The sequence below is a fragment of the Pseudomonas sp. PA-5-4B genome, from assembly GCF_021606215.1.
In the GTDB taxonomy this organism is placed as follows: Bacteria; Pseudomonadota; Gammaproteobacteria; order Pseudomonadales; family Pseudomonadaceae; genus Aquipseudomonas; species Aquipseudomonas edaphica.
Genome location: NZ_WKDB01000027.1, coordinates 25,206 through 47,503, shown reverse-complemented (window position 1 = coordinate 47,503; position 22,298 = coordinate 25,206). Strand labels below are relative to the sequence as shown.

Here is a 22,298-nt window from a genome sequence, read left to right as displayed (position 1 = left end):
CGAGGCGTACGATGAGCAAAGAAGTACTGCTGGTTGTTGAGTCGGTATCCAATGAAAAGGGCGTACCGGCAAACGTGATTTTTGAAGCGCTGGAGCTGGCCCTGGCCACTGCTACCAAAAAGCGTTTTGAAGACGAAGTTGATCTGCGTGTGGAAATCAACCGCCACACCGGTGCCTATGAGACTTTCCGTCGCTGGACGGTCGTCGAAGAAGCCGATCTTGATGATCCGGCCATCGAAACCTGGCCGAGCAAGGTTGCGCAAACGCATCCGGGCGCCCAGGTCGGTGATGTCGTCGAAGAAAAGATCGAGTCGATCGAATTCGGCCGTATTGCTGCACAGACTGCCAAGCAAGTCATCGTGCAGAAGGTTCGCGAAGCTGAGCGCGCTCAAGTCGTTGACGCTTATCGCGAGCGCCTGGGTGAAATCATCTCCGGCACCGTGAAAAAAGTTACTCGTGACAATGTGATCGTTGACCTGGGCAACAACGCTGAAGCGTTGCTGGCCCGCGAAGACATCATCTCTCGCGAAACCTTCCGTGTTGGCGTGCGTCTGCGTGCGCTGCTCAAGGAAATCCGCACCGAGAACCGCGGCCCTCAGTTGATCCTGTCGCGTACCGCGCCGGAAATGCTGATCGAACTGTTCCGCATCGAAGTGCCGGAAATCGCCGAAGGCCTGATCGAAGTCATGGCTGCGTCCCGCGACCCGGGTTCGCGCGCCAAGATCGCGGTCCGCTCCAAGGACAAACGCATCGACCCGCAGGGCGCTTGCATTGGTATGCGCGGTTCGCGCGTCCAGGCAGTGTCGGGCGAGTTGGGCGGTGAGCGTGTGGATATCGTGCTGTGGGACGATAACCCGGCGCAGTTCGTGATCAACGCCATGTCGCCAGCTGAAGTGGCGGCAATTATCGTTGACGAAGATGCCCATGCAATGGACATCGCTGTTGGCGCAGACAATCTGGCTCAGGCCATTGGTCGTGGTGGTCAGAACGTGCGTCTGGCCAGCCAACTGACCGGCTGGACCCTGAACGTGATGACCGAATCGGACATCCAGGCTAAGCAGCAAGCTGAAACCGGTGACATCCTGCGCAACTTCATCGACGAGCTGGAAGTCGACGAAGACCTGGCGCAGGTGCTGGTAGATGAAGGCTTCACCAGCCTGGAAGAGATTGCCTACGTACCGTTGGAAGAAATGCTCAACATCGACGGCTTTGACGAAGACACCGTCAACGAGCTTCGCGCTCGAGCCAAGGATCGCTTGTTGACTAAAGCCATCGCTACTGAGGAAAAGCTGGCAGACGCCCATCCGGCCGAAGACCTGCTCTCGCTTGAGGGTATGGACAAGGATTTGGCGATGGAACTGGCGGTGCGCGGCGTAATTACCCGCGAAGACCTGGCCGAGCAGTCTATTGACGATCTGCTCGACATCGACGGCATTGACGAAGATCGTGCCGGCAAGTTGATCATGGCCGCCCGAGCCCATTGGTTCGAGTAACTAGGCGCGGCCTGAGGAGAGAAGTGCATGACGCAAGTCACGGTGAAACAACTGGCCGATGAGGTCAAAACACCGGTAGAGCGCCTGTTGCAGCAGATGCGTGAGGCAGGTCTGCCGCACACCGCCGCCGATGAAGGTGTGAGCGATAGTGAGAAGCAGTCTTTGCTGACTCACTTGAAGAGCAGCCACAAGGCGAAAGTGGAAGAACCGCGCAAGATTACATTGCAGCGCAAAACCACCAGCACCCTGCGTGTTGCTGGTAGCAAAAGCATCAGCGTTGAAGTGCGCAAGAAGAAAGTCTTCGTACAGCGCAGCCCGGAAGAAATCGAAGCCGAGCGCAAGCGCGAGCTGGAAGAACGTCGCGCAGTAGAAAATGCTGCTCGTCAGAAGGCTGAAGAAGAAGCCAAGCGTCGCGCCGAAGAAGAAGCGCGTCGCCAGCCTGCTGCTGCGCAACCTGCTGCCACTGAAGCAGCCGCTGCGCCTAGCGCGCCAGTTGAAGCTGTGCGTGAGGCCGCCCCGGTTGCCGCAGCTCCTGCAGCTGACGCTCGCAAGCGCGACGAACCTCGTCGTCCGGACAAACCACGTGCCGACGATAACAATCGTCGCGGTGGTGGTGGCGATGGTGAGCGTAAAAACGCTCCGCATCGTGCTTCGGTCAAAGAGAAAGCGCCTGCTCCACGCGTTGCCCCACGTACTACCGACGAAGAAAGCGATGGCTTCCGTCGTGGTGGTCGCGGCAAGGCCAAGCTGAAAAAACGCAACGCCCACGGTTTCCAGAGCCCAACCGGCCCTGTCGTGCGTGAAGTGAAGATCGGCGAGACCATCACTGTTGGCGATCTCGCCCAGCAGATGTCGGTCAAGGCAGCTGAAATCATCAAGTTCATGTTCAAGCTGGGCACTCCAGCCACCATCAACCAGGTACTGGACCAGGAAACTGCCCAGTTGGTTGCTGAAGAGCTGGGCCACAAAGTGACCCTGGTCAGCGACACCGCCCTGGAAGATTCCCTGGCTGAGTCCCTGAAGTTTGAAGGTGAGGCTGTTTCCCGTGCACCGGTTGTGACCGTAATGGGCCACGTTGACCACGGTAAAACTTCCCTGCTCGACTACATCCGTCGTGCCAAGGTTGCTGCAGGCGAAGCCGGCGGCATTACCCAGCACATCGGCGCGTACCACGTTGAAACCGAGCGTGGCATGGTGACTTTCCTCGACACCCCTGGTCACGCTGCGTTTACCGCAATGCGTGCCCGTGGTGCCAAGGCCACCGACATCGTGATCCTGGTAGTTGCAGCGGACGACGGCGTGATGCCGCAAACCATCGAAGCCGTTCAGCACGCGAAAGCGGCTGGCGTACCGCTGGTGGTTGCAGTGAACAAAATCGACAAGCCGGGCGCTGATCTCGATCGCATCCGTAGCGAACTGTCGGTTCACGGCGTGACTTCTGAAGAGTGGGGTGGCGAGACGCCATTCGTGTCGGTATCCGCAAAAATGGGTACTGGCGTTGACGAACTGCTCGAAGCTGTTCTGCTGCAAGCCGAAGTTCTCGAGTTGACCGCTACTCCATCGGCCCCTGGTCGTGGTGTTGTGGTTGAATCGCGTCTGGACAAGGGCCGTGGCCCGGTTGCGACCGTTCTGGTTCAAGACGGTACCCTGCGCCAAGGCGACATGGTGCTCGTTGGTTCGAACTACGGCCGTGTACGTGCCATGCTCGACGAGAACGGCAAGCCAATCAAGGAAGCCGGCCCGGCTATCCCGGTCGAGATCCTCGGCCTGGACGGTACCCCGGACGCTGGCGACGAGATGAGCGTAGTTGCCGACGAGAAGAAAGCCCGTGAAGTGGCTCTGTTCCGTCAAGGCAAGTTCCGCGAAGTCAAGCTGGCCCGTGCTCACGCCGGCAAGCTGGAAAACATCTTCGAGAACATGGGCCAGGAAGAGAAGAAGACGCTTAACATCGTCCTCAAATCTGACGTTCGTGGCTCCCTCGAAGCGTTGAACGGCGCCTTGAACGGCCTGGGTAACGACGAAGTGCAAGTGCGCGTTGTGGGTGGCGGTGTCGGTGGTATCACCGAATCCGACGCCAACCTGGCACTGGCTTCCAACGCTGTACTGTTCGGCTTCAACGTGCGTGCCGATGCTGGCGCTCGCAAGATCGTCGAGCAGGAAGGCCTGGACATGCGTTACTACAACGTCATCTACGACATCATCGAAGACGTCAAGAAAGCCCTTACCGGCATGCTTGGCAGCGATGTCCGGGAGAACATCCTGGGTGTTGCCGAGGTGCGTGACGTGTTCCGCTCGCCGAAATTCGGTGCGATCGCCGGTTGCATGGTTATCGAAGGTACTGTGTACCGTAACCGTCCGATCCGTGTACTGCGTGAAGACATCGTTATCTTCGAAGGCGAGCTGGAATCCCTGCGCCGCTTCAAGGATGACGCTTCCGAAGTACGTGCCGGCATGGAATGCGGTATCGGCGTCAAGAGCTACAACGACGTCAAGGCTGGCGACAAGATCGAAGTCTACGAGAAGGTCCAGGTTGCTCGCAGCCTCTAACTCGCGCACTTCCGGAGCCACGCCGCGTGTGGGCATGCAAATGCCCCGCGCAGCGTACGGACTCTAAACGCAACGCCCGGTCTGGCTTTTGTCAGGCCGGGCGTTTGCCGCTTTCAGACCCCACGGGTTTCACCGTGTGGCAGTAACAGGTAACAAGACATGGCAAAAGAATACAGCCGTACCCAACGTATCGGCGATCAGATGCAGCGTGAGCTGGCCCAACTGATCCGTCGCGAAGTCAAAGACCCGCGCGTTGGCCTGGTCACCATCACCGCCGTTGAAGTGAGCCGTGACGTGGGTCACGCCAAGATCTTCATCACCGTGATGGGGCAGGACAACAGCGAAGAAATCGCGCAAAGCATCAAGGTGCTCAACTCGGCTGCAGGCTTCCTGCGTATGCAGTTGGCCCGTGAAATGAAGCTGCGCAGTGTTCCCCAGTTGCACTTCCACTACGACGAAAGCGTCGTGCGTGGTGCGCACCTGTCGGCATTGATCGAGCGCGCCGTGGCTGAAGACAGCCAGCACCCGTCCACACCTGAAGACGCCAAGGAGTAAGCGGTGGCTCAGGTCAAACGTATCCGTCGCAACGTCAGCGGCATCATTCTGCTCGACAAGCCCATTGGCTTTACCTCCAATGCCGCGCTGCAGAAGGTTCGCTGGCTGCTCAATGCCGAGAAGGCCGGGCACACCGGCAGCCTCGACCCATTGGCCACCGGTGTACTGCCGTTGTGCTTTGGCGAGGCCACCAAGTTCTCGCAATACCTGCTCGATTCCGACAAGGGTTACGAAACCCTCATGCAACTGGGCAAGACCACCACCACGGCCGATGCCGAAGGTGATGTTCTGCAGGTTCGCGACGTGACCGTTGGTCGTGCTGATATCGAGGCCGTTTTACCCGCTTTTCGTGGGCAAATCAGTCAGATACCGCCGATGTACTCGGCGCTCAAGCGTGATGGCCAGCCTCTTTACAAGCTGGCACGTGCGGGCGAAGTAGTGGAGCGTGAACCGCGTTCTGTTACTATTGCGCGGCTTGAATTGCTCGCCAGTGAGGGCGACACCGCACGATTGTCGGTGGACTGCAGCAAAGGCACCTATATTCGTACCCTGGTGGAAGATATCGGTGAGCAACTGGGCTGTGGTGCATACGTTGCAGAGCTGCGACGTACTCAAGCCGGACCTTTCACCCTGGCCCAGACGGTCACGCTGGAAGAGTTGGAAGCGGTACATGCCGAAGGCGGCAATGAAGCGGTTGATCGCTTCCTGATGCCATCGGACAGCGGTTTGCTGGATTGGCCATTGCTGCACTTCTCGGAGCACAGCGCGTTCTACTGGCTAAACGGTCAGCCGGTACGTGCCCCGGACGCTCCGAAGTTCGGTATGGTGCGGGTACAGGATCATAACGGTCGCTTTATCGGTATCGGTGAAGTGAGCGAAGACGGGCGTATAGCGCCGCGTCGACTGATTCGGTCAGAATGACCGAACGAGTGTGGCTGTTAACAGGCACGGTCAACACTCATTTTTAGATACAGGGATTTGTCCCTGGCCTGTTGAAACTGCCCTTTGGGTGGTTTCCTGAAAAAAGGATTGCCTCATGGCTCTCGACGTTCAAGAAAAAGCACAAATCGTTGCTGACTATCAGCAAGCTGTTGGTGACACTGGTTCGCCAGAAGTGCAAGTTGCACTGCTGACCCACAACATCAACAAGCTGCAAGGTCACTTCAAGGCCAACGGTAAAGATCACCACTCCCGTCGTGGTCTGATCCGCATGGTAAACCAGCGCCGTAAGCTGCTGGACTACCTGAAAGGCAAGGATCTGGGTCGTTATCAGGCTCTGATCGGTCGCCTGGGTCTGCGTCGCTAATAAGCGATTGCGCTAGAGGTTGGTTGTCTGCCGTGTGTCAGTGGGATTTCCGCTGGCCCATGGCAGGCTCCCAGCCTCAAGTTTTATCTGGATACACGTTTTACCCTGGACGAGCGTCGGGCCGATTCCCGGTATTGCCCAAGAATTTCGCAAGAAGACAAGTTCCCCCAAGAGCCACAAAGAAGGTAGGACACCGTGAACCCGGTTATCAAAAAATTCCAGTTCGGTCAGTCGACCGTTACCCTCGAGACAGGCCGTATCGCCCGTCAAGCCTCCGGCGCAGTGCTGGTTACCGTTGACGACGACGTTACCGTATTGGTGACCGTTGTTGGCGCAAAGACCGCAGACCCGAGCAAAGGCTTTTTCCCTCTGTCCGTTCACTACCAGGAAAAGACTTACGCTGCCGGTAAGATCCCTGGCGGTTTCTTCAAGCGTGAAGGCCGTCCTTCCGAGAAAGAAACCCTGACTTCCCGACTGATCGACCGTCCGATCCGTCCGCTGTTCCCAGAAGGCTTCATGAACGAAGTGCAGGTTGTCTGCACCGTCGTTTCCACCAGCAAGAAGACCGATCCGGACATCGCTGCGTTGATCGGTACCTCGGCTGCCCTGGCCATCTCCGGCATTCCTTTCGATGGCCCGATTGGCGCTGCGCGCGTTGCTTTCCATGAAAGCACCGGCTACCTGCTGAACCCGACTTACGAGCAACAGAAAGCTTCGAGCCTGGACATGGTCGTTGCCGGTACCTCTGAAGCCGTATTGATGGTTGAATCGGAAGCCAAAGAGCTGACCGAAGACCAGATGCTGGGCGCTGTACTGTTTGCTCACGACGAGTTCCAATCCGTGATCAAGGCCGTTAAAGAACTGGCTGCCGAAGCTGCCAAGCCAACGTGGGCCTGGGCTCCACAGGCTGAAGCGACTGAACTGCTGGGCGCTATCCGCTCCGAGTTCGGTGCTGCCATCTCCGACGCCTACACCATCACCGTCAAGGCCGACCGTTACGCGCGCCTGGGCGAGCTGAAGGATCAGGTTGTAGCCAAGCTGTCCGGTGAAGAAGGCCAGCCTTCTTCCAGCGAAGTCAAAGCGGCCTTCGGTGAAATCGAATACCGCACCGTTCGCGAAAACATCGTTAATGGCAAGCCACGTATCGACGGTCGCGACACTCGCACCGTGCGCCCACTGAACATCGAAGTCGGCGTTCTGCCGAAGACTCACGGTTCGGCGCTGTTCACCCGTGGCGAAACCCAGGCTCTGGTCGTTGCAACACTGGGTACTGCCCGTGATGCACAGCTGCTGGACACCCTGGAAGGCGAGAAAAAAGACCCGTTCATGCTGCACTACAACTTCCCTCCGTTCTCGGTGGGTGAGTGTGGTCGCATGGGTGGCGCTGGTCGTCGCGAAATCGGTCACGGCCGCCTGGCTCGTCGTTCGATCTCCGCGATGCTGCCTGCTGCTGACGTGTTCCCGTACACCATCCGTGTTGTGTCGGAAATCACCGAGTCCAACGGTTCCAGCTCCATGGCTTCCGTTTGCGGTGCTTCCCTGGCACTGATGGACGCTGGTGTACCGATGAAGGCACCGGTTGCCGGTATCGCCATGGGCTTGGTTAAAGAAGGCGAGAAGTTCGCCATCCTGACCGACATCCTGGGCGACGAAGACCACCTGGGCGACATGGACTTCAAAGTAGCCGGTACCGCCAAAGGTGTTACCGCGCTGCAGATGGACATCAAGATCAAAGGCATCACCGAAGAAATCATGGAAATCGCCCTGGGCCAAGCCCTGGAAGCGCGCCTGAACATCCTCGGTCAGATGAACCAGATCATTGGTCAGTCGCGCACCGAACTGTCGGAAAATGCTCCGACCATGATCGCGATGAAAATCGACACCGACAAAATCCGTGATGTTATCGGTAAAGGCGGCGCGACCATCCGTGCGATCTGTGAAGAAACCAAGGCTTCGATCGATATCGAAGACGACGGCTCGATCAAGATCTTCGGCGAAACCAAGGAAGCTGCTGAAGCTGCACGTCAGCGCGTTCTGGGCATCACCGCTGAAGCCGAGATCGGCAAGATCTACGTGGGTAAGGTTGAGCGCATCGTCGACTTCGGCGCATTCGTCAACATCCTGCCGGGCAAAGACGGTCTGGTGCACATCTCCATGCTGAGTGACGCTCGCGTTGAGAAAGTGACCGACATTCTCAAAGAAGGCCAGGAAGTGGAAGTGCTGGTACTGGACGTGGACAACCGCGGCCGTATCAAGCTGTCCATCAAGGACGTAGCAGCAGCCAAGGCTTCGGGCGTTTAATCACCCGCAGGCTTTACGCTGAAAAAGAGGACTCTTCGGAGTCCTTTTTTTATGCCCACAGGAAAGTAGCGGGAAATCAGTCGCTTAGTAAACTCTAAAAGCCGCAACTTGCATGCAGGCACGATCGACTTCATGCAAGTTGCACGATTTCGAAAATTGCCTGTTTTTATAAGTTGTTGTTTATAAAGGGGTTATTCCGATTTCGCGACTTGGCACACTGCCTGCAATAACCCTGTTAACGCTGCAGCATCAAGGTTTACACGCTGCAGACTTTTAATAAAACAGGAGTTACTCGTATGAAGAAGTTCGCTCTCGCTACTGCTACCGCTCTGACTCTGGCCATGGGTGCTAACGTAGCCTTTGCTCAGACTTCCCAAGCCCCAATGACCCTGGCGGCCGGTGAAATGACCAAGGCTAAAGAGTCCACTTCGGACACTTGGATCACCACCAAAGTAAAAGCTGATCTGCTGACCGAGAAAGGCATTCCTGGTTCGGACATCAAGGTTGAAACCAACAAAGGCGTGGTTTCCCTGTCCTCCACCGTCGCTATCTCTGATTCCCAGAAAGCCACGGCTGTAGCGATCACCAAGAAAATCAAAGGTGTTACCGCTGTTTCTGCTGACGGCCTGATGGCTGGCGGCGTAGCTAAAGCCGACAACGTCGACAAAGCCAAGACCAGCACTTCGGACACCTGGATCACCACTAAAGTGAAATCCGATCTGGTTACTGAGAAAGGCATTCCTGGTACCGACATCAAAGTCGAAACCAACCACGGTGTAGTGTCGCTGTCGTCGACTGCTGCTGTGACCCAGTCTCAGAAAGACACCGCAGTTGCGATCACCAAGAAAATCAAAGGCGTTAAATCTGTATCGGCTGATGGTCTGACCGTTCAGTAACGCTAAAAGAATCGTCTGAGCTAGACGGCGGCGGCTTAGGGTGAGTTAGTTATCCACCCGATGCACCTCTAAAGTTCATGCGACCGACCACACGGATGTGGTCATTACAGGCCCCGGCACTTGTGTCGGGGCCTGTTCTATTGTGTGGGGAATAGGATTGCGCAGGGCAGCTGACGATCAACTGTGGGAGCTGGCTTGTGTGGGAGCTGGCTTGCCTGCGATGCAAACACCTCGGTTATTCAGTTAAACCCGGGTGATGCTATCGCAGGCAAGCCAGCTCCCACACAATCTATCTCCCACACAATCTATCTCCCACACAAGCCAGCTCCCACATTTTGATAGGGCCTTAGGGGTTACTCGGCATCCAGATGCATCGGCGTTACCACTCGACCGTCTTTCTCCGCCTGCCCCAGGCTGGCGTCAATGAAGTACACCCGGTCATCTTCCAGCTGGCCTTTGTCCACCAGGTAGTCCTTGATAGTGCTGGCACGGTCCTGCCCCAGTTGGCGCAGCAATACATCACTGGCACCCCAGAATTTGATCAAGCCATCACGCAGCTTCGCAGTGCGGTCATCGCTGCTCAGGTCTTTCCATTCGGCCGGTGGTTGTTGCTTAAGACGGGTGCGGTAGATGCCTTCGAGCAATGGCGCTTTTTCCTTCTCCGGCACCACCAGCAATGACGCCTGGGCTGGCACCTTGTCGCCGCGACGCTGGAGGATTTTGTAGTAGTTGTATTGGTATTCACGCTCCAGGCGATCTGCGGCGATGAACGGACCATCGCTGCTGGCCGCTGCCGTGCCTTCAATCTCAAGGCGCAGGGTAGGGCGCTCTTTCAGTGCCTTGGCCAAGGTATTCAGAGCACCCTCGGCCTCTTTGTTCAGTTCGCTGGAGCCTGCGGCAAACGACACGTTACCCAGGTCTTCCGAGCCGCCACCGCTGACCAGCCCGCCGATAAACTTGAACGGCGCCGTGGCTGCGCGCACCACCAGGTTGCGCAGGGTCTGCCACACAATCGGCATGACGCTGAACTGCGGGTTATTCAAGTCGCCGGTCACGGGGAGTTCGATGGAGATCTTGCCGTCAGTGTCCTTGAGCAGCGCAATGGCCAGGCGAATCGGCAAATCGACGGCATCGGCACTGTCGACCTTCTCACCCAGTTGCAATTGCTCAACCACCACCTTGTTTTCAGCCTTCAACTGACCTTTGGTGATCATGTAGTGCAAATCGAGGTTGAGACGGCCTTTGCGAATGCGGAAACCCGCGAACTTGCCGGAATATGGCGTCAACGTGGTCAGTTCGACACGCTTGAAGCTGGTGGCGATATCCAGCGCCGCCATCGGGTCAAACGGGTTGACGCTGCCCTTGATAGTGACCGGCGCGTAGCGATCCACCTTGCCCTTGATGTCGACGCTGGCCGGTTTGGCCTGGCGACTGTCGATAGTGCCAATCTGCCCATTGAGTTGCTGGATAGCCGTGGCGAAGTTGGGCGTGAGGCTGAAGTCGGCGAAGTTGGCCGAGCCGTCATTGATCGCAATCTGCCCGATATGAATACCCAACGGTTTGTCTTTGCTCGCCGCCGGTTTGGTTGCCGACTTGGCGCCACTGTCGGCCGGTTGCGGGATCAACAAGTCATCGATGTTGGTGGTGCGGTCATCGTTGATCATAAAGCGCGCATACGGCTGCAGCAGGTTGACCTTGTCGATCGACAGGCTGTCGCCGTGCTGGTAGTTCACACCTTCAAGCACCAGGCGCTGCCACTTGAGAAAGTCGCGGGTCTTGAGGGTGTCCAGGGTGTGCAACTGGTCGACCTGAGCGCGGCCGGTGACCTGCAGGGCCAAAGGCTCGGTGCTTTTGAGGTTCACATCGAGGTTGCTGCCCAGCATACCGCTGCGCAACTCCAGGCGAATAAACGGACTGATATAGGATTGCGCGACGCGCAGGTCGATGTCCTGGGTGTTCACTTTCAACTTGGCGCTGACCGGGTTGAGGTTGACCTCGCCGGTTGCGCTGATCTTGCCTTGCTTGCCCAGGCCGGAGTCGACCTTCAGGGTAAAGGGGCTGCGGTTGAGGCTGTCGAAGTTCTGCATATCGACATTCAGCGGGCCTAGCTCCAATGCAACTGCCGGTTTGGCAGCTCGGTCCGCCAGGTGTACTTGATAGTTGCGCAGTTGCACGTCCTTGAGCAGCACTTGCCAGGGTTTGCTCGGTGCGGCAGGTGGGGCGTTTGGCGTATCGGCGGTTGCAGGCGCGCTGGCAGGCTTGAGTTCCTTGGCCGGTTTGCTCGGTTGGCTGGCAAACAGTTTCTGCCAGTCCAGTTGCCCATCGGCTTCGCGGGCGGCCCAGGTTTCCAGTTTGTTGCTGCGGATCTTGCCGACCACCACTTGCTGCTTGGCCAGGTCCACCGTGGTGTCGCTGACGTCCAGGCGCTCCAGGCGCACCAGTGGCCGGCCATCCGGCGCCTTGATCGCAAAGGGCGCGATGCTGGCGGCGGTGTTGGTCAGGTTCAGTTCGGTTTCTTTGGCCAGGCTGAATTTATAGTCGGTGCTGAAGTTCAGCACGCCGTCTTCAAGCACCAGCGGCAGGGCATCCCGCACATAGGGCCACCAGGCTTTCATCTTGCCATCGGTGACTTTCAAGGTGCCTTCGGAAGTGATCGGCACCAGGCTGAAATTGCCTTTCCAATCGATCTGACCGCCCTCGGGGCCGGCGGCCACCAGGGTCATGTCGGCATTGTCTTCGGGCAACGTGCTGAGGTTTTTCAGCTCGAAGTCGAGTTTGTCGTAGAGAAATTCGATTGGCTCGCTGGGGCGCAGGTCGCGAAAGTACACATAGCCGCCGGCCAGCTTGATGCTGTCGATGCGCAGCGGGAACGGCTTGGCATTCGGGTCGACCGGGGTCGGCTCACTCGGCGGCAGCTTGAACAGCTGCGCCAGGTTCAACTGGCCTGTTTTGTCGAACAGCACTTCGGTCTTCGGCTGGTCCAGTTGTACGTCTGCCAGGTGCAGCGCGCGCGTCCACAGGCTGTCGATCTGCAGGTTGGCGTACAGGCGCTCGAAACCGACTTGCTCCTTACCCGGCTCGCCGAGCTTCAGGCCCCACACCGTCAGTTCCAGGCTGAACGGGTTGAGCTCGATACGCTCGATACGGGCCGGCACCGTGGCGTAATTGGCCAGTTGTTGGTTGGCAATGCGAAGGGCAATGCCCGGCAGAATCAGAAAGCCCAGCAAGCTGTACAGAGCCAGGGCGGTCAACAAGGCGCCAGCGGCGCGGATCAATCCTTTGGGCATGAGTGACGCCATCTATGTAGAACGAGAGTGCCTTGGAGTATGGCACGGGTTTTCGGTTCCGAAGTACTGGACTCCTTGGGAAAAGTACTACAACTGCAGGATCAGTGTTTTTAACGGTGGCTGCTGATCCAGGGACGGGAAGTCAGCCCCAGGCGTCATGATTTGCCACTCGCGTACCGGGCGGCCGGCTTTTTCGGCGCAACGCAGCACCTGCTCACGCCAGTCATCCATGCTGACTTTTGCCAGGTTGTTGCAGCAGATCAACACGCCATTGTCGGCGGTGGTCAGCAGTGCGGGCTTGAGCAGGCTCTGATAATCGCGCAACAGGTCGACGGTGCCGAAAGCACTCTTGGCCCAGGCCGGTGGGTCGAGCAGCACCAGGTCGAACTGGCGCTGCTCAAGGCGTGGATAACTCGGCAGCTTCTGGCCACGACGCTGGGTGATCGGCAAACCGGCCAGTTGGCGAATCGCCGGGAAGTAGTCGGACTGCACGAATTCCATGGTCGGCAAGTGCGGGTTGAGCAGGCCGTTTTCGCGCCCGACCGCCAGGTTGCCTTCGGCGAAGTCCAGGTTGCACACCTCATGCGCGCCCCCGGCTGCGGCGCTCAAGCCTACGCCACAGGTGTAGGCGAACAGGTTCAGCACGCTTTTGCCGGCGCTGTGGTCCTTGACCCAGCCACGGGTGTTGCGCAGGTCCAGGAACAGCAGCGGGTCTTGCCCGGCATGGCGGCCGCGTACACGGTAGTTGAGGCCCCATTCGTGGCCGACCTGATCTGCCAATGCCGCAGGCTCGGCGCGGTACACCGTGTCTTCACGGTCGATGCGCGAGTTGCCACGGGAGCGGTCGTTGTACACGAGCTGCAATTCCAGCCCCATGAACTGGTTGACCTGTTGATGCAGGTCCAGCAGCTCCTCGGTTTGTAGCGACTGGTGGAAGCTTTGCACCAGCAATTGCGGGCCGTAACGGTCAATGGTCAAGCCGCCGGCGCCTTCCTGGCTGCCATGGAACAGCCGGTAGCAGTCTGTGCCTTGGACGTGCAACTCGTTGATCAGGTCTTGGCGATGGTTGAGAGCGGCGCGCAGCGCCTGATTCAAGGGAGTCATGGAGCGCGCCTTGCGGGTAAAAGAGGGCGCGAAGTTTAACAGCTATGGGCCGCCGTCTACATCAACCCCATCCGCCGCTGGGCGCGTTGCACCGAACCGTTGCGCATCGCCCAGCGCAGCAAGGGCGCGCTGCGCTTCACACCCGCGCGGATCACCAAGCGTTGCATCGAGCTTTGGTGTTGCCCGAGCATAGCGCTGGCCCAGTCCGGCAACAGGTCGATGCCGGCCTGCATCATCAAGCTGCCAAAGGGTTTGGCCAAGGTGCTGGGCGCAGGTGCATTGACCAGCAGGCGCAGCACTTCGCGGCTGCGATCGTCGCACAGCAGTTGTGGACGAATGCGCGCCAGATAATCGGAAATTTCCTGGCGTGAACGCGGCACGTGCCGTGCGCCCAGTCGCTCGGCAACCAAGGCAATTTCACTGTAGTAGCGGTCCTGGTCGCGCCCAGACAGATGCGGGTTGCGATAACGCAGGTGTGCCGCCAGAAAGTTGCTGACCTCCGCCACGTGTACCCACGTCAGCAGCTCCGGGTCACTGGCCGCATAGGCTCGCCCATCCGGCGCATGCCCGACCACTTGCAGGTGGATGGTGCGCACCTTCTCAATCAGCCATTCGGCGTCCTGGCGCGAGCCGAACGTGGTGCCGGAAATAAACTGCGAAGTGCGGCGCAGGCGCCCGAGCATGTCCTGGCGAAAGTTGGAATGGTCCCACACGCCGGCCAGGGCCAGCGGGTGCAAGGCTTGCAGCATCAACGCGCTGATGCCGCCGATCAGCATGCTGCTGAAGTCGCCATGCACCTGCCAGCTCACAGAGTCCGGCCCGAACAGGCCGGGGTCGCCCTTGGGGTTTTCCAGGTCCAGTTGGCCGAGTGACAAGCCGGTGAGGCTCATCAACTGGGTTTCGATACGGCTGCGGATAAATTCCATGGCGACTCTGGGTGGCTCCTATCGGTTCAGGCGTTTATCGATCAGGCCGTCCACCACGCTCGGGTCGGCCAGGGTCGAGGTGTCGCCGAGGCTGTCGAGTTCGTTGCAGGCGATTTTGCGCAAAATGCGTCGCATGATCTTGCCCGAGCGGGTTTTCGGCAAGGCCGGCGCCCATTGGATCAGTTCCGGCTTGGCAAAGCTGCCGATTTCCTTGCTGACCAGCGCCAGCAAGTGTTTTTTCAGCTCATCGCTGGGCTCGACGCCATTCATTGGGGTGACAAACGCATAGATGCCCTGGCCTTTGACGTCGTGGGGGTAACCGACCACAGCGGCTTCGGCCACTTGATCATGCAGCACCAGCGCGCTTTCCACTTCGGCGGTGCCGATGCGGTGGCCGGACACGTTGATCACGTCATCGATGCGGCCGGTGATCCAGTAGTCGCCATCCTCATCGCGGCGCGCACCGTCGCCGGTGAAGTAGTAGCCGGGATAGGGTTTGAAATAAGTGTCGAGCATGCGCTGCGGGTCACCGTAGACGCTGCGGATTTGCCCCGGCCAACTGGCCTTGATAGCGAGCACGCCACTGCCGGCACCGCTGAGTTCCTTGCCATGTTCATCCAGCAGCACAGGTTGTACGCCAAACATCGGTTGGGTCGCGCAGCCAGGTTTGATCCGTTGCGCGCTGACCAGCGGGCTGAGCATGATGCCGCCGGTTTCGGTCTGCCACCAGGTATCGACAATCGGGCAGCGCTGCTCGCCCACAGCGTTAAAGTACCAATCCCAGGCCTCCGGGTTGATCGGCTCGCCGACGCTGCCCAGCAGGCGCAGGCTGGCGCGCGAGGTGTTCTGCAGTGGCCCGTGGCCCTCACGCATGAGCGCGCGCAATGCGGTGGGCGCGGTGTAGAAGATATTCACCTGGTGTTTATCGATGACCTGCCAGAAACGCGAGCTGTCCGGGTAGCTCGGCACGCCTTCGAACATCAGTGACGTCGCACCGTTGGCCAGCGGGCCGTACACGATATAGCTGTGGCCGGTGACCCAGCCCACGTCGGCGGTGCACCAGAACACTTCGCCGTCACGGTAGTCGAGCACGTACTTGAAGGTCATCGCCGCTTGCAGCAGGTAGCCGCCGGTGGTGTGCAGCACGCCTTTGGGTTTGCCGGTGCTGCCGGAGGTGTAGAGGATAAACAACGGGTCTTCGGCGTCCATCGGCTCGGGCGGGCAATCAGCGCTGGCGGCGTCCAGGGCGGCTTGATACTTGAGGTCGCGGCCTTCTACCCAGTCAAGTTTCGCCCCCGTGCGCTCCACCACCAGTACCGTGCTGACGTTCGGGCAACTGGCCAGGGCTTTGTCGACATTCTTTTTCAAGGCCACCGGCTTGCCGCCGCGCACGCCTTCATCGGCGGTGATCACGGTGCGGCAGTCGGCATCGAGGATGCGGTCGCGCAGGGCATCCGGAGAGAAGCCGCCGAACACCACCGAGTGCACCGCGCCAATCCGGGTGCAGGCCAGCATCGCGTAGGCGGCTTCCGGGATCATCGGCATGTAGATGCACACCCGGTCGCCTTTTTTCACCCCACGGCTTTTCAGCACATTGGCCAGGCGGCTGACGTTTTGATGAAGTTGGCGGTAGGAAATTTTGGAGGACTTTGCAGGATCATCGCCTTCCCAGATAAAGGCCGGCTGGTCGGCGCGTTGTGCCAGGTGACGGTCGATGCAGTTGTAGCTGACGTTCAGTTGGCCGCCGGCAAACCACTGGGCTGCGCCGGTAGTGATGTCCGAGTGCTGCACGGTGTGCCAGGGTTTGATCCAGTCGAGGAAACCCTTGGCCTGTTCGGCCCAGAACGTATCGGGTTGCTCAATGGATTGGCGGTAGAGGCGCTGGTACTCGTCTTGACTGAGCTGCGCGGCCTGGCGGACGTCATCGGCGCGGGGGAATGTGCGGATATCGAACATGAGCGGTCCTTATTCTTGTTTTAGCGACAAGGCATAAAGATGCACGCTGTGGGGAGAGGGTTCAAGGCCAACGTCCAAACGGACGTTGGCCTTGGTGTACCGGCCTCAGCCGCGGTGACGACCGCGGAAGTAGTTGATCAGGCCCTGGGTCGACGCATCGTCAGCCAGGGTTTCTTCGGCGCCGGTCAGGCGGTTGTAGACACCTTTGCCCAGCTCTTTGCCCAGCTCCACGCCCCATTGGTCGAAGGCGTTGATGCCCCAGACCACGCTTTGTACAAACACTTTGTGTTCATACATGGCGACCAGTGCGCCCAAGCGACGTGGGCTGATGCGCTCGACCACGATGGTGTTGCTCGGACGGTTGCCCGGGATCACCTTGTGAGGCGCCAGTTTCTGCACTTCGGCTTCCGGCAGGCCTTTTTCGCGCAACTCAGCCTCGGCTTCACTGCGGGTCTTGCCGAGCATCAGTGCCTGGCTCTGGGACAGGCAGTTGGCGTACAGCCACTGGTGATGGTCGGACACCGGGTTGAAGCTGACGATCGGCACAATGAAGTCGGCCGGGATCAGTTGAGTCCCCTGGTGCAGTAACTGGTGGTAAGCATGCTGACCGTTGCAACCTACGCCACCCCAGATCACCGGGCCCGTATCGGTGGACACCGGTGTGCCGTCCTGGCGCACGCTTTTGCCGTTGGACTCCATGTCCAGCTGTTGCAAGTGTTTGGTGATGTTACGCAGGTAGTGGTCATACGGCAGGATCGCATGGCTCTGCGCACCCCAGAAGTTGCCGTACCACACGCCCAGCAGGCCCAGCAGCACCGGCATGTTTTGCTCGAACGGCGCGTTCTGGAAGTGCTGGTCCATGGTGTAGGCACCGGACAACAGCTCTTTGAAGTTGGACATGCCGATGGCCAGAGCGATTGGCAAGCCAATGGCCGACCACAGCGAGTAACGGCCGCCGACCCAGTCCCACATCGGGAAGATGTTTTCTTCACGGATACCGAACGCCACGGCCGCCGCGTTGTTGCTCGATACGGCGATAAAGTGACGGTACAGTTCGGCTTCCGAGCCACCCTGGGCCAGGTACCAGGCGCGGGCGGCCTGGGCGTTTTTCAGGGTTTCGAGGGTGTTGAAGGATTTGGACGAAACGATAAACAGCGTGGTCTCGGCGCGCAGCTTCTGGGTCAGTTCGTGGAACTCGCTGCCGTCGATGTTTGCCAGGTAGTGGCAGCGCACGCCTTTGTGAGCGTAGGACAGCAATGCCTCGGAGACCAGCTCCGGGCCGAGGAACGAACCACCGATGCCGATATTCACTACGTCAGTGATCGGCTTCTCGGTGTAACCACGCCACAGGCCGTCGTGGATGCGGCCGACCAGGTCAGTGATCTGGTTCAGCACCTTGTGCACGTCCGGCATGATGTTTACGCCGTTGACCGACAGCTTGTCGCCCACTGGGCGGCGCAGCGCGGTGTGCAGGGCGGGGCGACCTTCGGAAGAGTTGACCGGCTCGCCTGCGTACAGCGCGTCAATCGCGGCTTTAAGGTTGACTTCTTTGGCCAGGCCCACCAGCAGGTCACGGGTTTCGCTGGTGATCAGGTTTTTCGAGTAATCGAGGAAAAGCCCGCAGCTGCTCAAGGTGAACTGGGAAAAGCGCTGGGGATCGGCATTGAACGCGTCGCGCATGCTGAAATCCTGCATGGCTTGGCGATGTTGATTGAGCGCTTGCCAAGCGGGCAGAGCGGTAACGTCATGAGGAGTGCGGTAGTACGCCATCGCTGCGGGTTTCCTTTTATTACGGGGACTTGCCTTTAGGACACTTCTAAATCCGGAACGTTGAGTCTTTCATCAGGCGTTTGAGTCCGGTCAGCGCCAACAATGGCGCAGGGCGATTACATTAAACCTAGCGTGTCGATATGTCTTGGCTTTGTCTGCGCTGTTGCCGGTACTTTTTTATACCGGCACAGCGATCAGGGCAACAGGCGAAGTGCCTGGCGGGGTCAGTTGAGGGTCAAATGCAGGTTGTCGATCAGGCGTGTCGCACCCAGATAGGCCGCCACGAGGATGACGATATCCCGATCCTCAGGCGTGGCCGCACGCAGGTGCACGCCTTGGCGCACTTCCAGGTAATCCATGCGCAGCCCGGCAGCTTCAATCTGCGCGATCTGCTCGGCACGCAGCTTGGCGAAATCCTGCTCGCCGCCTTTTATAGCCGCCGCAATCTGGCTGAGGCTGCGGTAGAGCACCGGCGCAATAGCGCGCTGTTCTTCGTTGAGGTAGCCGTTGCGTGACGACAGCGCCAGGCCGTCGGCGGCACGCACGGTGGGCTCGCCGATGATCTGGATGGGCATGTTCAAGTCATGCACCATGGCGCGGATGACCGCCAGTTGCTGGTAGTCCTTCTGGCCAAATACGGCCATGTCCGGCTGGACCATGTTGAACAGCTTGCTCACCACCGTCGCCACACCTTCGAAGTGCCCGGGTCGGCTGGCACCGCACAGGCCCTCGGACAGTTGCGGAACGCTGACGCGGGTTTGGCCGGTCATGCCGCCGGGGTACATTTCGTCGACGGTGGGCGCAAACAACAGATTGCAACCGGCTTGCAGCAGCTTTTCCTGGTCGGCCGCCAGCGTGCGCGGGTACTTGTCCAGGTCTTCGCCAGCGCCGAACTGCAACGGGTTGACGAAAATGCTCGCCACCACAAAGTCCGATTGCTGTGCGGCCTTGGTCACCAAGGTGGCGTGGCCGCTGTGCAGGTTGCCCATGGTGGGCACAAAGCCAATGCGTTTGCCGGCACTGCGCGCGTGGGCGACGGCGGCGCGTAGTTCTCTTACGGTTTTAACGGTGTTCATGCAGAGAACCCATGTTCTTCGCCAGGGAACGTCACGGCTTTGACTTCACTCACGTAGGCGGCCAGGGCTGCCTGGATGCTGTCCTGGCCTGCCATGAAGTTTTTCACGAATTTGGGCGCACGGCCGGTCAGCGACAGGCCGAGCATGTCGTGTACCACCAGCACTTGGCCGTCGGTGGCCGAGCCTGCGCCAATGCCGATCACCGGCACTTTGACTGCCTGGGTAATTTCTGCCGCCAGTTCGCTGGGCACGCATTCGAGCAGGATCATCGCGGCGCCGGCTTGCTCCAGGGCAATGGCATCCGCACGCATCTGGCGCGCCTGGGCTTCATTGCGGCCTTGCACCTTGTAGCCGCCGAAGATGTTCACCGACTGCGGCGTCAGGCCCATGTGCACGCACACTGGAACGCCGCGCTCAGCCAGCAGCCGGATCGACTCCGCCAGCCATACCGCGCCTTCGACTTTGATCATGTGTGCACCGGCTTGCATCAGCTTGCCGGCGTTCTGGAAGGTTTGTTCAAGGGTGGCGTAACCCATGAACGGCAGGTCAGCGATGATGAAGGCGCCGTTGTTACCGCGTTTGACGCTGGCCGTGTGGTACGCAAGTTCGTCAGTGGTGACCGGCAGGGTGCTGTCATTCCCTTGAAGAACCATGCCCAGTGAATCGCCAATCAACAGCACTTCAACCCCGGCCTCGCAACTGGCGTGGGCGAAGGTGGCGTCATAGCAGGTCAGCATGGTGATTTTTTCACCTTTGAGCTTCAGGCTCTGCAAGGTGGTCAGGGTAATGTCTGGCATGGAAAGGGTCCTCGTTCAGGCGCTTGGAAACAGCGAGTAACGCGCGTGAGTCTTCGTTTATACAGGCGCACTGTCTTGAGAGCAGTGCTTATAAGGCCTGGATTGCGCCCTTCAGCGCCGGGTTGGCGGCAGCGGGACGCCTATAGTCGTGATGAGGACACGGGAAGTCAATTGGATGTGTTACCGCATTGTTACGAGTGGGGTGTTACCCCTGTTACGGGTGGGAGCTGGCGTGCCTGCGATGGCAGCATCGCGCAATAGCGGGTGTACCGAGTTGCCCGCATCGCGGGCAAGCCAGCTCCCACATTGACCGAGTCAGTCTCGGGGCACGCGCTCCAGGCCAACAAACGGGCAGGCGGCCAGCAAGTCGCTAAGTGTTTGGCCATTGGGCAGTTGCAGGTCGGCGGGTGCCAGCTCTGCCAGCGGGTACAGCACAAACGCGCGCAAATGCATCTGATAGTGCGGCACCTTCAGCCGCGGCGTGTCGATCAGGCGATCGCCAAACAACAGGATATCCAGGTCCAGGGTGCGCGGGCCCCAGCGTTCAAGGCGCTCGCGGCCCTGGTCGTTCTCGATGGTTTGCAGGGCATCGAGTAAATCCAGTGGCGCAAGATCGCTGTCCAGGGCGGCGACCGCATTGGTGTAGCGCGGTTGGCCCGGGAGCAGGGAGTCACTTTGATAGAACGCCGACACGCCAACGAGGGCCGTGCCGGGCAATTGCGCCAGGGCTTCGACAGCGCTGCGCAATTGCTGGTCCGGGGCAGCCAGGTTGCTGCCCATGCCAATGTAGACACGTTCCACGTTTATTCGCCCGCAGCGCCCGAGGCGTCGGCCGCGCTGCGTTTGCGCTTGGTGCCGCTGCGACGACGTTTTTTCGGGCCAGTGCCTTCGCCATCGCCTTTGCTGCCGAGGTCGCGAATCATCTCGCGGCGCTGGCTGTCATTGGCATCCTGGTAGTCGGTCCACCATTCGCCCAGGCCGTCGGTCTGCTCGCCGGCGCTTTCGCGCAGCAGCAGGAAGTCGTAGCCGGCACGGAAGCGCGGGTTATCCAGCAACAGGTCGGCGCGTTTGCCACTGCGGCGCGGCAGGCGCTCCTGCATGTCCCAGATCTCGCGGATCGGCATGGTGAAGCGTTTGGGAATGGCGATGCGCTGGCACTGCTCGGCGATCAGCTCATGTGCGGCTTCCTGCATGGCCGGAATCGGCGGCATGCCACGGTCTTGCAGGCGCAATACGCGTTTGGGCAGGGCAGGCCACAGCAGGGCGGCAAACAGGAACGCCGGCGTTACCGGTTTGTTCTGCTTGATGCGCAGGTCGGTGTTGATCAACGCTTCGCTGATCAGCGTGTGGGTGTACGTGGGGTTGTATTCCAGTGCCTCGGCGCTGGCCGGGAACAGCGGGTCGAACAGTTGCAGGTCGACCAGCATTTCGAACGTATCGGCGGCATAACCCGAGAGGAACAACTTCAGCACTTCTTCGAACAGGCGTGCCGAAGGAATTTCCCGCAGCATCGGCGCCAGCTCGCGAATCGGCGCGGCGGTGTGTTTCTCGATGCCGAAGTTCAGCTTGGCGGCAAAGCGCACGGCGCGCAGCATGCGTACCGGGTCTTCCTGGTAACGCTGCGTCGGGTCGCCGATCAGGCGGATCAGGTTGTTGCGAATGTCGTGTACGCCGTTGGCGTAATCGAGAATGCGCTCGCTGACCGGGTCGTAATACAGGGCGTTGATGGTGAAGTCGCGGCGCTGCGCGTCTTCTTCCAAGGTGCCGTACACGTTGTCACGCAGGATGCGGCCGCTCTCGTTGCGGGAAGACTGATTGGTGTCTTCCTCATCATCGTTTTGCGGATGGCCTGCGCGGAACGTCGCGACCTCGATGATTTCGCGACCAAAGTGGATATGCACCAACTTGAAGCGGCGACCGATGATTCGCGCATTGCGAAACTCGGCACGCACCTGCTCCGGCGTGGCGCTGGTGGCGACGTCGAAATCCTTGGGCGTGATATTGAGCAGCATGTCACGTACGCAGCCGCCCACCAGATAAGCCTGGTAGCCGGCGTTCTGCAAACGTTCGACGATGTTCACTGCATAGCGGCTGAATTGAGCGCGCTGCAATGAATGCTGATTGCTGTTAAGCACTTCAGGCGTGCTGCGAATGTGTTGCGTACGACGCAAGGGGGAACGGAATGACTGGAACAACTTCTTCAGCATGGGATGCACTGTTTGAAGGAATGTTCGGCCATAACGAAGAATGACCGCATGATGGGCCGGGATTCTAGCATTTAGTC

The 22,298-nt window shown here is 59.3% G+C and carries 16 protein-coding genes; 7 read left to right on the top strand and 9 right to left on the bottom strand.

Features of this window, described 5'->3' with window-relative positions; translation table 11 throughout:
- The first annotated feature begins 11 nt into the window (after positions 1–11).
- The 7 genes from nusA (at position 12) to GIW28_RS15245 (ending at position 9,098) form a co-directional block, all read left to right on the top strand.
- Entirely contained in the window at positions 12–1,493 is a 1,482-nt protein-coding gene (gene nusA / locus GIW28_RS15275) for a transcription termination factor NusA (RefSeq protein WP_017139250.1), read from the top strand.
- Positions 1,494–1,520: 27 nt separating this feature from the next.
- On the top strand, positions 1,521–4,040 hold the full coding sequence (infB, locus tag GIW28_RS15270) for a translation initiation factor IF-2 (protein WP_017139249.1): 2,520 nt from the start codon (positions 1,521–1,523) through the stop codon (positions 4,038–4,040).
- Positions 4,041–4,199: 159 nt separating this feature from the next.
- The gene (rbfA, locus tag GIW28_RS15265; protein WP_003176137.1) at positions 4,200–4,595 is read left to right on the top strand and encodes a 30S ribosome-binding factor RbfA; all 396 of its coding nucleotides are present in this window, start codon (positions 4,200–4,202) and stop codon (positions 4,593–4,595) included.
- A 3-nt stretch (positions 4,596–4,598) separates the two neighbouring features.
- Positions 4,599–5,516 carry a tRNA pseudouridine(55) synthase TruB gene (gene truB / locus GIW28_RS15260; RefSeq protein WP_017139248.1) on the top strand — a complete coding sequence of 306 codons (918 nt, stop codon included), beginning with the start codon at positions 4,599–4,601 and terminating at the stop codon, positions 5,514–5,516.
- A gap of 115 nt (positions 5,517–5,631) precedes the next feature.
- Positions 5,632–5,901, top strand: coding sequence for a 30S ribosomal protein S15 (gene rpsO / locus GIW28_RS15255; RefSeq protein WP_003176135.1), 270 nt, complete (start codon positions 5,632–5,634; stop codon positions 5,899–5,901).
- A 195-nt stretch (positions 5,902–6,096) separates the two neighbouring features.
- Positions 6,097–8,202, top strand: coding sequence for a polyribonucleotide nucleotidyltransferase (gene pnp, locus GIW28_RS15250; protein WP_236445758.1), 2,106 nt, complete (start codon positions 6,097–6,099; stop codon positions 8,200–8,202).
- Positions 8,203–8,498: 296 nt separating this feature from the next.
- Positions 8,499–9,098 (top strand): BON domain-containing protein, encoded by a 600-nt coding sequence (locus GIW28_RS15245; protein WP_017139246.1) that lies wholly within the window; start codon positions 8,499–8,501, stop codon positions 9,096–9,098.
- A gap of 353 nt (positions 9,099–9,451) precedes the next feature.
- Here GIW28_RS15245 and GIW28_RS15240 read toward each other — a convergent pair whose 3' ends face one another.
- From GIW28_RS15240 to GIW28_RS15200, 9 genes are all read right to left on the bottom strand, one after another.
- Entirely contained in the window at positions 9,452–12,385 is a 2,934-nt protein-coding gene (locus tag GIW28_RS15240; RefSeq protein WP_236445755.1) for a DUF748 domain-containing protein, read from the bottom strand.
- Positions 12,386–12,472: 87 nt separating this feature from the next.
- A complete protein-coding gene (locus GIW28_RS15235) occupies positions 12,473–13,489 on the bottom strand; it encodes a class I SAM-dependent rRNA methyltransferase (protein WP_017139244.1) in 1,017 nt (338 codons plus the stop codon).
- A gap of 56 nt (positions 13,490–13,545) precedes the next feature.
- Positions 13,546–14,415 carry an oxygenase MpaB family protein gene (locus GIW28_RS15230; protein WP_099547641.1) on the bottom strand — a complete coding sequence of 290 codons (870 nt, stop codon included), beginning with the start codon at positions 14,413–14,415 and terminating at the stop codon, positions 13,546–13,548.
- A gap of 18 nt (positions 14,416–14,433) precedes the next feature.
- Entirely contained in the window at positions 14,434–16,371 is a 1,938-nt protein-coding gene (acs, locus tag GIW28_RS15225; protein ID WP_017139242.1) for an acetate--CoA ligase, read from the bottom strand.
- Positions 16,372–16,476: 105 nt separating this feature from the next.
- Positions 16,477–18,141, bottom strand: a complete 1,665-nt coding sequence (gene pgi, locus GIW28_RS15220; RefSeq protein ID WP_017139241.1) for a glucose-6-phosphate isomerase — start codon at positions 18,139–18,141, stop codon at positions 16,477–16,479.
- Between the two features lie 224 nt (positions 18,142–18,365).
- Positions 18,366–19,217 (bottom strand): pantoate--beta-alanine ligase, encoded by an 852-nt coding sequence (panC, locus tag GIW28_RS15215; protein ID WP_017139240.1) that lies wholly within the window; start codon positions 19,215–19,217, stop codon positions 18,366–18,368.
- Positions 19,214–20,014: a 3-methyl-2-oxobutanoate hydroxymethyltransferase gene (panB, locus tag GIW28_RS15210; RefSeq protein WP_017139239.1), complete on the bottom strand. Its 801-nt coding sequence runs from the start codon at positions 20,012–20,014 to the stop codon at positions 19,214–19,216. The genes panC and panB overlap by 4 nt, the downstream gene beginning before the upstream one ends.
- Positions 20,015–20,329: 315 nt before the next feature.
- Positions 20,330–20,815 (bottom strand): 2-amino-4-hydroxy-6-hydroxymethyldihydropteridine diphosphokinase, encoded by a 486-nt coding sequence (gene folK / locus GIW28_RS15205; RefSeq protein WP_017139238.1) that lies wholly within the window; start codon positions 20,813–20,815, stop codon positions 20,330–20,332.
- Between the two features lie 2 nt (positions 20,816–20,817).
- A complete protein-coding gene (locus tag GIW28_RS15200) occupies positions 20,818–22,221 on the bottom strand; it encodes a polynucleotide adenylyltransferase PcnB (RefSeq protein ID WP_017139237.1) in 1,404 nt (467 codons plus the stop codon).
- Positions 22,222–22,298: the final 77 nt, after the last annotated feature.

Coding starts and splice junctions, on each gene's coding strand:
- acs (WP_017139242.1), bottom strand. CDS start 16,371: ATGTTCGATATCCGCACATTCCCCCGCGCCGATGACGTCCGCCAGGCC.
- pgi (WP_017139241.1), bottom strand. CDS start 18,141: ATGGCGTACTACCGCACTCCTCATGACGTTACCGCTCTGCCCGCTTGG.
- panC (WP_017139240.1), bottom strand. CDS start 19,217: ATGAACACCGTTAAAACCGTAAGAGAACTACGCGCCGCCGTCGCCCAC.
- nusA (WP_017139250.1), top strand. CDS start 12: ATGAGCAAAGAAGTACTGCTGGTTGTTGAGTCGGTATCCAATGAAAAG.
- rbfA (WP_003176137.1), top strand. CDS start 4,200: ATGGCAAAAGAATACAGCCGTACCCAACGTATCGGCGATCAGATGCAG.
- infB (WP_017139249.1), top strand. CDS start 1,521: ATGACGCAAGTCACGGTGAAACAACTGGCCGATGAGGTCAAAACACCG.
- panB (WP_017139239.1), bottom strand. CDS start 20,014: ATGCCAGACATTACCCTGACCACCTTGCAGAGCCTGAAGCTCAAAGGT.
- GIW28_RS15235 (WP_017139244.1), bottom strand. CDS start 13,489: ATGACTCCCTTGAATCAGGCGCTGCGCGCCGCTCTCAACCATCGCCAA.
- rpsO (WP_003176135.1), top strand. CDS start 5,632: ATGGCTCTCGACGTTCAAGAAAAAGCACAAATCGTTGCTGACTATCAG.
- GIW28_RS15245 (WP_017139246.1), top strand. CDS start 8,499: ATGAAGAAGTTCGCTCTCGCTACTGCTACCGCTCTGACTCTGGCCATG.
- GIW28_RS15200 (WP_017139237.1), bottom strand. CDS start 22,221: ATGCTGAAGAAGTTGTTCCAGTCATTCCGTTCCCCCTTGCGTCGTACG.
- GIW28_RS15240 (WP_236445755.1), bottom strand. CDS start 12,385: ATGCCCAAAGGATTGATCCGCGCCGCTGGCGCCTTGTTGACCGCCCTG.
- GIW28_RS15230 (WP_099547641.1), bottom strand. CDS start 14,415: ATGGAATTTATCCGCAGCCGTATCGAAACCCAGTTGATGAGCCTCACC.